The sequence below is a fragment of the Cytobacillus sp. genome (assembly GCF_032154635.1).
Lineage (GTDB): Bacteria > Bacillota > Bacilli > Bacillales > Cytobacillaceae > Cytobacillus.
The window spans coordinates 1-14877 of sequence record NZ_JALDXW010000062.1; the positions used below are offsets into that span (position 1 = coordinate 1).

13 protein-coding genes and 1 pseudogene are annotated in these 14877 nt (G+C 36.7%); 12 read left to right on the plus strand and 2 right to left on the minus strand.

Translation table 11 applies throughout. From position 1 onward, the window contains the following. Positions 1-169: 169 nt before the first annotated feature. The 4 genes and pseudogenes from RUH74_RS22945 to RUH74_RS22960 all read left to right on the plus strand — a co-directional run bounded on the left by RUH74_RS22945 (position 170) and on the right by RUH74_RS22960 (position 4899). Positions 170-736, plus strand: coding sequence for a putative ABC transporter permease (locus tag RUH74_RS22945; protein WP_313804805.1), 567 nt, complete (start codon positions 170-172; stop codon positions 734-736). A 147-nt stretch (positions 737-883) separates the two neighbouring features. Further along, positions 884-2551 (plus strand): ribonuclease J, encoded by a 1668-nt coding sequence (locus RUH74_RS22950; RefSeq protein WP_313804808.1) that lies wholly within the window; start codon positions 884-886, stop codon positions 2549-2551. A 224-nt stretch (positions 2552-2775) separates the two neighbouring features. Beyond that, a pseudogene (locus RUH74_RS22955) lies at positions 2776-3915 on the plus strand (glycerate kinase). Positions 3916-3933: 18 nt separating this feature from the next. Continuing rightward, the gene (locus tag RUH74_RS22960) at positions 3934-4899 is read left to right on the plus strand and encodes a 2-hydroxyacid dehydrogenase (protein WP_313804811.1); all 966 of its coding nucleotides are present in this window, start codon (positions 3934-3936) and stop codon (positions 4897-4899) included. 38 nt (positions 4900-4937) lie between these two features. Here RUH74_RS22960 and RUH74_RS22965 read toward each other — a convergent pair whose 3' ends face one another. Continuing rightward, positions 4938-5558, minus strand: coding sequence for a DUF3298 and DUF4163 domain-containing protein (locus RUH74_RS22965; protein ID WP_313804841.1), 621 nt, complete (start codon positions 5556-5558; stop codon positions 4938-4940). A gap of 348 nt (positions 5559-5906) precedes the next feature. Between RUH74_RS22965 and RUH74_RS22970 the strand changes: the two genes are divergently transcribed. From RUH74_RS22970 to rbsB, 6 genes are all read left to right on the plus strand, one after another. After that, on the plus strand, positions 5907-6893 hold the full coding sequence (locus RUH74_RS22970; protein ID WP_313804814.1) for a LacI family DNA-binding transcriptional regulator: 987 nt from the start codon (positions 5907-5909) through the stop codon (positions 6891-6893). Positions 6894-6898: 5 nt separating this feature from the next. Beyond that, positions 6899-7807, plus strand: coding sequence for a ribokinase (gene rbsK, locus RUH74_RS22975; RefSeq protein ID WP_313804844.1), 909 nt, complete (start codon positions 6899-6901; stop codon positions 7805-7807). Continuing rightward, complete coding sequence (rbsD, locus tag RUH74_RS22980) at positions 7804-8199, plus strand: D-ribose pyranase (RefSeq protein WP_102275517.1); 396 nt, start codon at positions 7804-7806, stop codon at positions 8197-8199. The genes rbsK and rbsD overlap by 4 nt, the downstream gene beginning before the upstream one ends. Before the next feature lies 1 nt (position 8200). Further along, positions 8201-9703: a sugar ABC transporter ATP-binding protein gene (locus tag RUH74_RS22985; RefSeq protein ID WP_313804821.1), complete on the plus strand. Its 1503-nt coding sequence runs from the start codon at positions 8201-8203 to the stop codon at positions 9701-9703. Next, positions 9700-10644 carry an ABC transporter permease gene (locus RUH74_RS22990; RefSeq protein ID WP_057763013.1) on the plus strand — a complete coding sequence of 315 codons (945 nt, stop codon included), beginning with the start codon at positions 9700-9702 and terminating at the stop codon, positions 10642-10644. The genes RUH74_RS22985 and RUH74_RS22990 overlap by 4 nt, the downstream gene beginning before the upstream one ends. Before the next feature lie 99 nt (positions 10645-10743). Further along, positions 10744-11652, plus strand: coding sequence for a ribose ABC transporter substrate-binding protein RbsB (gene rbsB, locus RUH74_RS22995; protein ID WP_313804847.1), 909 nt, complete (start codon positions 10744-10746; stop codon positions 11650-11652). A 50-nt stretch (positions 11653-11702) separates the two neighbouring features. Here rbsB and RUH74_RS23000 read toward each other — a convergent pair whose 3' ends face one another. Beyond that, entirely contained in the window at positions 11703-12293 is a 591-nt protein-coding gene (locus RUH74_RS23000; RefSeq protein ID WP_313804832.1) for a guanylate kinase, read from the minus strand. Between the two features lie 315 nt (positions 12294-12608). Between RUH74_RS23000 and RUH74_RS23005 the strand changes: the two genes are divergently transcribed. Together RUH74_RS23005 and RUH74_RS23010 are read left to right on the plus strand one after the other, a co-directional pair. Then, positions 12609-13493 (plus strand): proline iminopeptidase-family hydrolase, encoded by an 885-nt coding sequence (locus RUH74_RS23005; protein ID WP_313804835.1) that lies wholly within the window; start codon positions 12609-12611, stop codon positions 13491-13493. Between the two features lie 79 nt (positions 13494-13572). Further along, on the plus strand, positions 13573-14817 hold the full coding sequence (locus tag RUH74_RS23010; RefSeq protein ID WP_313804838.1) for an aminopeptidase P family protein: 1245 nt from the start codon (positions 13573-13575) through the stop codon (positions 14815-14817). Positions 14818-14877 lie beyond the last annotated feature (60 nt).

Genomic DNA, 14877 nt, shown 5'->3' on the forward strand with positions numbered 1-14877 from the left:
ATTGACCCGATTCAGGCAATTAATGGGGAAAAACGAATTTTATTGTAGCAAAAATAACCTAGTACAGTTTTGTACTAGGTTATTTTTATGCTTCTAAAAAAATGTAAAAGAACGAAATAGTAGTATACATGTTATTTAGTCTGCAAAACCTATAGTGAGAAGGATAAATATGGAGGTAGCTATTAAAATGACTAGCATGATGATAATAAAAGAAGCAAGTTTGCCTGTATATTTTTTTACGATCTATTCACTAGTAGGCTGGCTGTTGGAAAACTGTTATAACCTCGTCACTAACCGTAAATTTTTTAAACCAAATTTTTTCTTTGGACCTTTTAAACCAATGTATGGTTTTGCTCCATTGCTGTTGGTTTATTTTATCACACCTGAAACAAATTGGTTGATTGTTGTCCTACTATGCTTACTAATCCCAACTTTTGTTGAATATGTAAGTGGGATGCTGCTGCAAAAGTTCTTTAATAGACAATGGTGGGATTATTCAAGCCTTCCTCTGCAGCTGCACGGTCATATTTGTCTATCTTTTTCAATTTGCTGGGCTGTGCTGTCTTTTTTCTGTATTAAAATCATCCATCCTGTCGTTTTAACCTCGTATGAGGGAATAGAGGTGATATGGAATTTCCTTTGGCCAATCATTTTATTTTACTTTATTGTTGAATTAGTTGCAGCTATTCGCAGACATACATCACTTGCTCATTCAATAAGTAACCATAGTCACTAAAAAACGTTGGAACGGTTCACGTATTTTTTCAATAAAAGCTCTGTCCTCATATGGATACAACATAATATCCACTCTTACAACTATCCCTGCAGATAAATTAAAGCAATCAAGGATATACTAAACATATTGATACCAGGAGGAATTAATATGGGAACAAAAGGGAAAGTAATATCAGCATTTTCTCTCGGTGGCTTAAATGAAATCGGAAAAAATATGTACGTCATTGAATATGGAAATGATATGATCATTATCGATTGTGGAAATAAGTTTCCAGATGAAAGTTTGTTAGGAATTGATTTAATCATCCCTGATTTTTCTTACATTATCGAAAATAAAGAACGCGTGCGTGCCCTCATTGTTACACATGGCCATGAGGATCATATTGGGGGTGTCCCTTTCGTCTTGAAAGAAGTAAATGTGCCCGTATATGCGACACGTTTTACAATGGGGCTAATTGAACTCAAATTAAGGGAACATCGATTTTTACGAGAAAGTGAACGGATTGAAATTAATTCAGATTCAGTCGTTCAAATCGGAGATATGAATATTAGCTTTTTCAAAGTGAATCATAGTATTCCGGATTGTTTAGGGATTGTAATTAATACTCCAGATGGAACGATTGTACATACTGGGGATTTCAAGTTTGATTGGACCCCCGTGAATAATGAGCGGCCAGAAATTCACAAAATGGCTGATATCGGGAAAAACGGGGTACTCCTTCTATTATCGGAAAGTACCAATGCTGAACGGACTGGCTATACACCTTCCGAACAAATGGTTGGTAGAAATTTGGAACAGCTATTTATTAGGGCGAAACGAAAAGTAATTGTATCAACTTTTGCTTCAAATGTTAGCCGAATTCAACAGATTGTCTATGCTGCGGAGAAAACGAAACGAAAACTAGCTTTACTTGGTCGGTCGATGGTGAATGTAGTAGGTGTTGCGATGGAACGCGGCTATTTAACCATTCCAAAAGGTATGCTAATTGAAGCTCGCGATGTTAATCACTTGCCTCCAGAAAGGGTGACTATTTTATGTACAGGGAGCCAAGGAGAGACCCTGGCAGCCCTCAGTCGTCTTTCCACAGGAAACTTTCGTGATGTAGAGATTTTAGCAGAAGATACGGTTATCATTGCCGCAGGTCCAATTCCTGGGAATGAGAGGAATGTAAGCCATATTGTCGACAACTTATATAAACTTGGGGCTCATGTTATTTATGGATCTGGAAGCAGTTCTGGGATTCATGTTTCGGGTCATGGGTATCAAGAAGATTTAAGGCTCATGCTTACTCTTATGAAGCCGAAATACTTTATCCCTATTCATGGGGAATATCGCATGCTGCATCATCATAGGATGCTAGCAGAGTCTGTAGGTGTAGAAAAAGACAATACATTTCTCTTAAGAAATGGTGATGTTTTAGATATAGAAAATACGATAGCTCGTAGTACTAGAACAATCCAAAATGGGAACACATATGTAGACGGGGTGGATATAGGGAAAATGGAATTTGTATTACGTGACCGTAAACAAATTTCAGAGGAAGGAATGCTCATAGTTATAATTCCGATGAATAAACAGGAAGAAAAACTACTATCCGATCCTGAGTTTATTTCTCGTGGATTTGTCGATCAGAATTTTTCCGAACTTCGAAAAGAAATGAAACGAATTGCGATGGACACAATCAATGAATTACATGAAGCAAATCGATATTCATGGAATGTGATGAAAAAACAGATAAAAAAGTCTATAGCGCAATATATAAAAGAACAGACGAGAAAGGAGCCAATGATTGTTCCTATATTAGTGGATATATAAAATAAAATATTTATTCCGCAAATGGATATATACGATGACAATAAGGCACAACGAGCGATATACATCTGCTTGTTGTGCCTTATTAGTATTTTACAGAATACAGCTACTAGTTATCACTGATGAAGAAAAACTGTTATTTTCTTGGGTTCAACTAATAATAGTAGTTTATGGTATATTTTAAGAACAGAGATTAAATGTTCAAGTTTAATATTGGGAGTGATTTAGTGAGAATAGTCATTGCTCCAGATTCCTTTAAAGGGGCCATTTCGGCACGTGATATATGTACGTCTGTGAAAGCTGGAGTGCATCGTGTTTTCCCAAAGGCTGAAGTAATAGAGATTCCATTAGCTGACGGTGGAGAAGGGACAATGGAGAATCTTGTCTGTTCTACTGGAGGTTCCTTTATAGAATTTGAGGTTAAGGGGCCAGTAGGAATACCCGTATTGGCAACAATCGGTTTATTAGGTGATCAAGAAACAGCGGTTATTGAAATGGCTCAAGCATCTGGTCTAACACTCTTATCAAATGAGGAAAGAAATCCAAAGCTTGCAACTAGTTATGGAACAGGTGAACTTATCAAACATGCACTCGATAAAAATTATCGAAAGTTTATTATTGGCCTCGGTGGAAGTGCAACAAATGATGGAGGCACAGGCTTGTTGAAAGCATTAGGGGTGAAATTTTATTCAAATAATGGACATGAACTGGCTGAAGGCGGGGCAGCTTTAATAAACTTGGCATCTATTGATGATTCAGGATTAGATCCACGCATTTTAGAGTCGTCTTTTTCGATTGCAAGTGATGTAACCAATCCATTATGCGGACCGTCTGGGGCATCAGCTATTTTTGGTCCGCAAAAGGGAGCTTCAGCAAATGATGTCATTGAACTAGATCATGCATTATTTCATTATAGTAAAATTGTTTAGAAGCAAAAAAATATCGATCTCTGCAAAATTATTGGTGGGGGATCGGCTGGAGGAACGGGTGCATCCTTAGTAGCCTTTTTAAAGGGGACGATTCGATCTGGAATTGAAGTTGTAATGGAGGCTATTCAATTTGAAGAGAAAATAATAGGGGCAGATCTCATCATTACAGGGGAGGGAAAACTCGATAGACAGACACTCTCAGGTAAAGTAATCACAGGGGTTAGTAAAATCGCAAAAAAAGAGCAAATACCAGTTATTGCTCTATGCGGAAGCTTACAATTAGATGGCAAGCAAATACATGCACTTGGTATAAGAAGTGCATTTTCAATCGTTCCAGCTCCGTGCACACTTGAAACGGCAATGGAGAATTCTTCAAAGTGGACGATGGAGTGTGCAGAGCAAATTATGCGATTACTTAAAGGTTTTTCATCTAAATAGCAGGGAGGAAATTCGTAAATGAAACCAAAAATATTTATCACTAGAAAAATTCCTACTCATATCGTAAGTCACCTAGAGAAAAGTTGCGATGTTTCCATTTGGAATTATGAAAATACACCAGTACCTCGTGAAGTATTAGAGGAACATATTGCTGAGGCAGACGGATTATTTTGCTTAATAACTGAATCAATTAATGAAGAGCTACTAAAGAAAGCAACAAAGCTTAAAGTAATAAGCAATATGGCAGTAGGTTATAACAATATTGATATTGAAGCAGCCTCGAAAAAAGGGGTTACTGTTACGAATACACCTGGCGTATTAACTGAAACAACGGCTGACCTTACATTTGCTCTTCTAATGGCTACTGCCAGACGAATTACAGAAGCTTCTTCCTTTTTACGAGAGGGGCAATGGCAGACATGGTCACCCATGCTGCTCACAGGACAAGATATCTATCAATCTACAATAGGAATTATTGGATTAGGGAGAATTGGAGAAGCACTAGCAAGGCGAGCAAAGGGATTCAATATGAACATCATCTATCATAATCGAAGCAGAAAGCTACAGGCAGAGGAAGAATTAGGATTACAGTATGTATCACTAGAGGATTTATTAAAAAAATCTGATTATGTTTGTATCATGACTCCTTATACACCAGAAACACACAACTTGATTCGGAAGGAGCACTTCCAATTAATGAAGAATACTGCCATTTTGATAAACACTGCCCGTGGGGGAATTGTGAATGAAAAAGATCTTTATCAAGCGCTCGCGGAGGGGGAAATTTGGGCAGCTGGTCTCGACGTTTTTGAACAAGAACCGGTCGCATTAGATCACCCACTACTTACATTGCCAAACGTAGTGACACTTCCCCATATAGGCAGTGCTAGTATCTCAACACGTTTGAAAATGGCAGAAGTTGCTGCAGATAATCTTCTCCGGGTATTAAATGGAGAAATTCCTAGGAATGTTGTGAAAAAGTAAAAGCTACTAATTATAAAAAAGATCGTAAATGTTTCATATTAATTATTTTCTGCCATCCGTCCAAGCGGTCCATTTTCATCAATGATATCCTGCAGATCATAAACGGATATTGGGAACATAGGAAAACCAAATACATAAGGTGTGATTTCATAAAGCTGATAATAAATGACAAGTGTTTTATCTGCAATATAGAAATCTTGATTTGGCTTAATTTCGGGTAACGGATTAAGAAGCTCGATATCTCGTTGGTTAATTTGCTTTTTTATCATATCAGTTAGCCTTTTTTCATAATCGCTGCCTGGCTTAAATAAATCTTTAAGGGTAATAAGCTTTTCCTTTTTTAAATCAAATGTTAAAGATTTAATAATTGTCATTCCATGTGCTGCATGATAATGGTACGTATAATTTGATAGTGTTAGGCTTAGAACTTCCCGCTGGTTATTTTTTATTTCATATGAACCGATTATTTCAACGACAGATGCTGGATCTCCACCAACTAATTCATTAACAAGCTGCTGCGTTTGATGGACAATATTTTGGTTGATATCTTGTTCTAATTTCACATTCTTCATTTTAAACACTTGAGGATAATAAATATTTTTTTTCTTGCCACCACTTATTTTTTCTGTTCTAATACTTAAAGGCAACGAAATAGGCATATTACTCCATCCTTTAATCATTTTTAACTATCCTATTCCTTATTGATTATTAGGGTGAATGAAATTATTTATGTAAGCTTTAATAGAGTATAGAATGAGAATTACAAGAATTTTTATTCTATACTCCTCTATTAATCTATTGACAAATGCGTTTTTAGCAATTAAAATTCAAGTAAGTTACCTAATAAAATCGAAGAAGGTAATTACTTTTTTCATTATTTATGAAAGCGATTACCTAGTTATAAGTTGGAATTTATCAAACGAAGTTTTTCTTTATTATTTATAGAAAACTATTTTTTTATTTTTATGTGTAACCGGTTACATGTTCGTTAAGAAAGAGGGTATGAAGTGAGCACAATTAAAGATGTAGCAAAGGAAGCGAGTGTATCTGTTGCTACGGTTTCAAGGGTGTTAAATAATAATGGCTACGTAAATGAGGATACGCGAAAAAAAGTTTTAAAGGCCATAGAAAAATTGGACTATAAACCGAATGCGGTTGCTAGGAGCCTTTTTAAAAAACAATCTAAAACAATTGCTCTCATCGTACCGGATATTAAAAACCCGTTTTTTCCAGAAATAGCTAGAGCAATAGAGGATGTTTTAAATAACAATGATTATACTTTAATCCTTTGCAATTCAGACGAACATGAGGATAAGGAAAAAAAATATTTTGATGTCATGAAACAAAAATATGTAGACGGTGTCATTATCGTTACAAGTACACTTACACCGAAATATATTGAGAAAAATAATATCCCCATCGTTTCGCTTGACCGTCCAATTCATAATAGTATTCCATCTGTTGCTGTCAACAATTATGAAGGCGCAAAGGAAGCGGTTCAATATCTAAAAGCAATTGGATGCAAAAAAATTGCCCATGTCCGAGGTCCAGTAAGTGTTATTAACGCAGACGAACGTTATAAAGGTTATTTAAGTGAAGTAAGCAATGAGCCTTGGTTTAATGAGGAATTTATTATAAATGGAAATTATAACGTACTAGAGACTGCAAAGGCGACGATGGTACTATTATCCAAGCACCGTGATATTGATGGAATCTTTGCAGGGAATGATTATATGGCTTTAGGTGTATTGAAAGCAGCCACACAAATGGGAATTAGAATTCCACAAGATCTTTCATTGATTGGTTTTGATGGCATTCAGCTTTGTGAACTTACAAGTCCAGAAATTACAACGATGGCACAGCCTATATATGAATTAGGGGAGTCAGCAGCTAAACTTTTACTTGATATGATTGAGGGAAAAGCTGTAAATCCTGCACAGCAAGAATTTAAAGTATCTTTAAAAATAGGTCAATCAACTAAGGTCTTGAGGTGAAAATGATGACAAAAAAGAAAATCACTGTCATCGGCAGTATTAATATGGATATTGTAACAAGTACAAATATCCTTCCAAAAATGGGTGAAACGGTTTTAGGAAAAGCGTTTCACACCATACCCGGTGGCAAAGGGGCAAATCAAGCGGTTGCAGCTGCAAGATTAGGGGCAGACGTGACATTAATTGGATGTGTCGGTGATGATCTATTTGGTAAAGAGTTAAAACAGCATTTGAAACAGCAAGGAATAAATGTGGAAAATGTGGAACCGGTTACAGAAACATCAACCGGTACTGCAAGCATCACACTTTATGATGGAGATAACAATATCATCGTTGTACCAGGTGCAAACTACCATGTAACACCCAAGTATATCGAGGGATTAGAAAAGATAATTGCGGAAAGTGATGTTGTATTGCTCCAATTGGAAATTCCGTTAGAAACTGTTGAGAGAACAGTAGAAATCGCACGGAGACATAAAGCAACCATCATTTTAAATCCTGCACCGATTCAGCCATTATCAAAAGAGCTTCTTTCAAAAGTTGACTATATAACACCGAATGAGCATGAACAAGAAATGCTTCTTACTTCTTTTGAATGGGCAGATGAAGAAAGAAAAGAAATCATAAAGAAATGCATTGTAACTAAAGGTTCAAAAGGCGTTTCCATTTTGAAAGAGGATGAATTTAAAATCCCTAGTTTCAACGTGGATGTCGTAGATACGACAGGGGCTGGTGATACCTTTAATGGCGCTCTAGCTTATTGCTTAAGCATCGGATATGAGCTTGAAGAGGCTTGTCGATTCGCTAATGCAACTGCTGCTCTATCTGTAACAAAATTTGGTGCTCAAGGCGGAATGCCGACCCTCCAGGAGGTAGAGGAATTCCTGCAGCAAAGAGGGGAAAAAAGAAAATGAAAAAATTAGGGATCTTAAACAGTCATATATCTGAAGTTCTATCACGACTTGGACATACCGATACGATCGTTATTGCTGATTGTGGTCTTCCTATACCAGACGAAACGATTCGAATCGATTTAGCATTAAGACAAGGGGACCCAAGTTTCATTGAGACGTTAGAGACATTGCTTGAAGATATGGCAGTTGAAAAAGCAACACTTGCTGTAGAAATTAAGGAGCAAAACAAACCAATCAATGAGAAGGTTACCTCTATTCTTAAAGATGTGCCATTAAATTATATCTCACACGAAGAATTTAAAGCACAAACGAAAAAAGCAAAAGCAGTCATACGAACAGGTGAAGTAACTCCATATGCAAACATTATTTTACATGCAGGAGTGATTTTCTAATATGAACAGCCAATCAATTATTCAGATGAAAGGCATTTCCAAAGCATTCTCCGGTAATATCGTTTTGGAAAAAGTAGATTTTGAAATTATGCCTGGTGAAGTACATGCCCTAATGGGAGAAAATGGAGCTGGCAAATCAACCTTAATGAAGATTCTAACAGGCATTTATGAAAGAGATGCCGGAACTGTTTCAGTTCGTGGAAATGAAGTACATTTCAAAAATGCGAAAGAAGCTGAAATGGCAGGAATTGCCGTTATTCATCAAGAGCTAAATATCATACCTTACCTTACAGTTACCGAGAATATGTTCTTGGGAAAAGAGATGACATTCGGAAAATTTGGAATAACAAAAGATAAAGAAATGCAGCAACACACGAAAGAATACTTAAACCGCCTGGGAATCGATATTGATCCCGCAGTTGAGGCTGGCAAATTATCTGTCGGTCAACAGCAAATGATTGAAATTGCTCGTGCTGTAGCAGCAAATACGGAAGTATTAATTATGGACGAACCTACTGCTGCATTAACTGATCGAGAAATTGAAGCCTTGTTTAAAGTGATCCATTCTCTCAAAGAACAAGGTGTTGGAATTGTGTACATTTCTCATCGCATGGAGGAAATATTTCAGATCTGCGATCGAATATCTGTTTTACGGGATGGACAATTCATCGGTGTGAAAGCGATTCCAGAGACGAACTTTGATGAAATTGTAAAAATGATGGTTGGCCGGCAGCTTGGTGACCGCTTCCCAGATCGAGATACAACTATAGGTTCTGAAAGGTTAAAAGTAGAAAATTTCTCAAGTAAGGGTTCCTTTGAAAACGTCGATTTTTCTATCCATCAAGGGGAAATTCTCGGTGTAGCCGGTTTAATGGGCGCCGGCCGTACGGAAATTATGGAAGCAATTTTTGGTTATCGGAAGGTACAAGAAGGGAAGCTATTTATTGATGGAAAAGAGATAAAAATCAAATCACCATATGATGCGATAAAAGCCGGGATCGGTTTTATTACGGAAGATCGGAAAAGCGAAGGGCTAGTACTCGATTTATCCGTAAGAGAAAACTTCTCACTGACCAACCTTAAAAAAATTTCTAAAAAGAATATCATTTCAGCAAAACAGGAAGCAAGCTTTGTAGATGAGATGATTAAAAAGCTACATGTAAAAACGTCCAGCAGTGAACAATTAGTAAAATCACTCAGTGGTGGAAATCAGCAAAAGATCGTAATTGGGAAATGGCTGGGAATTAATCCGAAAATCTTAATATTAGATGAGCCTACCCGCGGTGTCGATGTTGGAGCAAAAAAAGAAATTTATCAAATCATGAATGAATTAACAAAATTAGGCGTTTCCATTATTATGGTTTCTTCCGAACTTCCAGAAATCTTGGGAATGAGCGATCGAATCCTTGTGATTCACGAAGGGAAAGTATCCGCAATATTAAATAAGTCCGAGGCTGACCAAGAAATAATCATGCAAGCCGCGACAGGGGGAAATAAAAAATGAAGTCCTCAGCTTTATTTTCAAAACAGCTGCAAAAATTAGGACCTTTACTAGGATTAGTCATCATCACGGTCATATTAGCAATCGTAAGTCCAAGCTTTTTAACATTGGATAATATCTTTAATGTACTGCGTCAAGTATCAATCAATGCTTTAATAGCATTCGGAATGACTTTTGTTATTTTAACAGGTGGAATTGATCTATCAGTCGGTTCTATCCTTGCCCTATCTTCGGCAGTTACTGCAGGTTTGTTAGCTAGTGGAATGGACCCAATTTTAGCTATCCTTATCGGCTTATTGGCAGGTGCTGTAATGGGGGCAATTAATGGTTTCATTATTACAAAAGGAAAAGTAGCTCCTTTCATTGCCACACTAGCGACAATGACAATCTTTCGCGGTTTAACACTTGTTTATACAGAAGGACGTCCAATTACAGGTTTATCAGATAGTCAGTTTTTTGAATTAATGGGGCGAGGGTACCTAGGCTGGATACCAGTTCCTGTTATTTGGATGCTCATTTCTTATTGTATCCTTTACTTTATTTTAAAGAAGACTACGTTTGGTCGTAAAGTTTACGCCATTGGCGGAAATGAAGAGGCATCTATTTTATCTGGAATTCGCGTAGACAAAGTGAAAATTTGGATTTATTCCATTACAGGAACATTATCTGCACTAGCAGGAATTATTTTAACCTCTCGTTTGAATTCTGCTCAGCCTACTGCAGGGGCTTCCTATGAATTAGATGCAATTGCTGCCGTTGTATTAGGCGGCACAAGCTTATCAGGCGGAAAAGGATGGATTTTTGGGACATTGATTGGAGCCCTCATTATTGGGGTTTTAAATAATGGATTAAATTTGATGAATGTAAGTTCCTTTTATCAACAAGTCGTTAAAGGAGGTGTCATTCTTCTAGCAGTCTTATTAGATAGAAAGAAAGCGGCTTAATTCAATGCTATAGCAATTTGTCCGCAGGAACATGTTATTGAATTAAATATATTTTAGGAGGTCAATTACGTGAAAAAAGCATTTAAAGGATTTTTGTTTATGACATTAATGATGGTTTTATTGGCTGGCTGTTCAACAGAAGCTCCTGGATCATCTGATAAGAGAGAAAAAGAAACTGGCGGTAAAAAGGACGATACTGTAAAAATTGGTCTTTCTGTTTCTACTTTAAACAATCCATTCTTCGTTTCTTTAAAACAAGGTGCTGAAGATGAAGCAAAAGCTCAAGGTGCTGAAATTGTAACAGTTGATGCACAAAATGATTCTGCTAAACAAGTAAGTGATATCGAGGATTTAATTCAGCAAGGTGTTGATATATTACTAGTTAACCCAACAGATTCTGCTGCGGTAGCAGTTGCTATTGAATCAGCAAACAACGCAAAAATTCCTGTAATTACTGTAGACCGTAGTGCTGAAGGCGGAGAAGTAGTGGCACATATTGCTTCTGATAACGTTGCTGGCGGCGAAATGGCTGGAGAATATATTTTAGAGAAGTTAGGAAATAAAGGGAAAATCGTTGAATTAGAAGGGATACCTGGATCGTCTGCAGCTCGTGAACGTGGAGAAGGTTTCCATAAAGCGGTAGACGGTGTCGCAGATGTTGAAGTAGTTGCTAAACAAGCGGCAGATTTTGACCGTGCAAAAGGCTTATCTGTAATGGAAAATATTTTACAAGGTAATAAAGATATCCAAGCTGTATTTGCTCATAACGATGAAATGGCTTTAGGTGCATTAGAAGCCCTTCAAGCAGCTGGCTTAAATGATGTTATTGTTGTTGGTTTTGATGCAACTGATGATGCGGTGAAGGCTGTAGAAAGTGGAAATATGGCGGCAACTGTTGCTCAAAAGCCTGCCATTATTGGTCAGCAAGGGGTAACAACAGCTTTAAAAGTGGCTGGCGGCGAAACAGTTGATGAATTTATTCCAGTTGAGTTAGAGTTAGTAAAATAAGCATAAAGTATAAAGAAACTGCCGTTCATTTGAGCGGCAGTTTCTTTATATTAATAATCTGTAATAATAATGTCTCTATCTAATATAGTTTCGACAACTTCACTTACTTGAAATGAGACTTGCGGAGAATCATAATTTTCAAAAGCATATTCGCACTTTGCCTTATAACCCATGTTTTCAGTATAGTGAGCCATATGACGATTAATATCTTCCTCTTTATCCTCCCTTGCTTTGTGTCTTTCAATAACCGTGTCTCGATCAGCGTATATAAAAAATCGAATGACACGCTCTCCATACATTTTTTTTAACTTTTCTGTTCCTTCTGGATTTAAAGTTAAATAAACGAGGGGATGTGATTCAAAAGCCTTTATAATATCTTCTTCGCGTATCCCATAATAGAATCCATCAATTTCCACACTTTCTAGAAACTCTTGATTTTCCTCCATTTTTTTAAAAGTTACTTCTTCAACAAAATGATAATCCTCACCATCTTGTTCATAATGACGAGGGGGTCTAGTAGTATAAGAGAGAATGGTTTCCATATCAAACATCGTTGCGACCATCTTAGCAATCGTCTTCCTCCCTGATCCGTCTGGACCTGTGTAAATAAATAACATTTCTTTTTCTTTAATTTCGTACATAGGCTTGCCTCCTTAAAATAGATGATTTGGTTATGACGGTAAATGACATATCAGCAGCTTTAAAAAGTGAAAAAACTCTGAGGGGGATAAAAACGCAATAGTAGGGGATTACCACTTTAATTACCCTTTAAAAGATGATCTAAATGGTTTAATTATATCAGATTATTTCAAATATTGGGAGTTAATCAATTGCTTTGTAAAGATATTTTAAATTTTGCTACTGATAAAAATAAAGGAAATCAATCGAGATTGTCGAAATGTGTTGATATATAATGTAAATGTAAAGTGTAGTCATCGACGATAGGAGAGATTCATATGTCAGTTAAGGAAGGATTCATAAAAGTAACAGGAGGGGAAGTATGGTATCAGATTCACGATAAAGGTACAGGTAAAACACCTGTTATTATTTTGCATGGTGGACCAGGTTCGTCCCATTATTCGCTGCAAGGCTTAAAGGTCCTTGCTGAAGATCGTCCTGTTATCTTTTATGATCAATTAGGCTGCGGAAAATCAGATCGACCTGCAGACCCATCTTTATGGAAGATTGAAAGATTTGTAGAGGAATTAGAACAAATTAGAACAAAACTTACCTTAGACAATGTTCATATCCTGGGACATTCTTGGGGCACAACATTAGCAGCTGCCTATATATTAGCTAAGCCAGCAGGTATATCAAGTGTGATCTTTTCAAGCCCTTGTTTAAGTGCCCCGCTTTGGGCAGAAGACCAGGCGCGAAACCGGAGACAATTACCAGTGGAGGTGCAAGCTATCTTAAAAGCATGTGAAGATAACGGAACAACAGATTCTGAAGAGTATAAAAATGCTACCGCTGAATTTAATAAACGCTTTGTCTGCCGTCTTGATCCAATGCCAGCCTTCTTAAAACAAGGGGGACAATACAAAAACCCTGATATATATAATATCATGTGGGGACCATCAGAGTTTCATGTTACTGGAAATCTAAAAAACTTTGATTGCACCTCAAAATTAAAGGATATTCATATCCCAACATTATATACATGCGGCCGATATGATGAAGCCACACCAGAATCAACGAAATATTTTTGCAGCCTGACACCTGGAGCGAAATTCCATGTTTTTGAAAACAGTGCACACATGCCTTATTTAGAGGAAGAATATGAGTATTTGAACGTAGTTAAAAAATTTTTACAAAGCGTAGATAATAAAAGGGAATCATAACGTTTCTAACTAAGAAGCTGATTAGCAGATATGCTATGATATATTTATATTTTCATATCTATTGAAAAGAGGGAATTTTATGCACAAGAATTTTTTCATTACTAATCGCAATCATTTATATGAAGAATTAAAAGATCAAGCTCTACTTGTTTTATTTGCGGGGAAAGCACCGCAAAAGTCTGCTGATGAAAACTATAAGTTTGTACCAAATCGTCATTTTTACTATTTAACCGGAATCGACGAACCAAATATCATTTTTGCTGCTAGAAAAAAAGGAGAAAAAGTCGAGGAATTCCTTTTTATCGAAAAATCTAATCCTGTCTTAGAAAAGTGGGTTGGAAAGTCCATTTCCATCAGTGATGCGATGGAAATATCTGGAATCGAAAACATTTTATATCTAGAGCAATTCGAAGCTACAGTATCTCAAACACTTGTTTCAGAAACGTTTTTCCAAGTCTATTTAGATCTAGAACGAAGAGAGTTAGACGCTATGACGACAAAGGCACAGCAATTTGCCAGCAAACTTCAATCAAATTATCCATATGTTCAAATTAATAATGTTTATCCAGTCATTAGTGAGCTTCGCGTTTATAAAACACCGGAAGAGATTGAAAAAATCAAAAAAGCGATTGAAATTACCCAAAATGGCATTAGAAATGTCATGAAGCATGCCAAACCGGGTATGAAGGAATATCAATTAGAAGCTCACTTTGACTTCATTTTAAATTCTGAAGGAGTTAGTGAGCATGCATTTCCAACAATTGTAGCCAGTGGAAAAAATGGCACCATCCTTCATTATGAGAAAAATAATGCGATTGTCGAAGATGGCAGCCTCGTTCTTCTTGATTTAGGGGCACAGTTCGAATACTATAATGCCGATATTAGCTATACTTTTCCAGTTAACGGAAAGTTCACTGATAAGCAAAAAGTGTATTATAACATTGTCTTAAAAGCTTTGAGAGAAACAACCGCTCTTATTAAACCTGGCGTGCCATTTGCAAAGTTAAATGAAATGACAAAGAAAGTTCTTGCAGAAGAATGTGTGAAAGTTGGCTTAATGAAAGAGGAAACCGAGATTAGTAAATACTATTATCATGGTGTCAGCCATTTTCTTGGTTTAGACACACATGATGTAGGAAGTTACAAAGATTTAGTACTACAGCCTGGAATGGTTCTTACTGTGGAGCCAGGTCTTTATATTGCAGACGAAGAAATCGGCATCCGAATTGAAGACGATGTATTGGTAACAGAAGAAGGCCATGAAGTGCTTACGAAAGATATCATTCGTTCGGTAGAGGATATAGAAGAGTATATGCAAAAATAAATGCCAAGAGGCTGGGACATAACTAGCTTCAAATAAAGAGAAAGGTGAATTTGAGGGTGC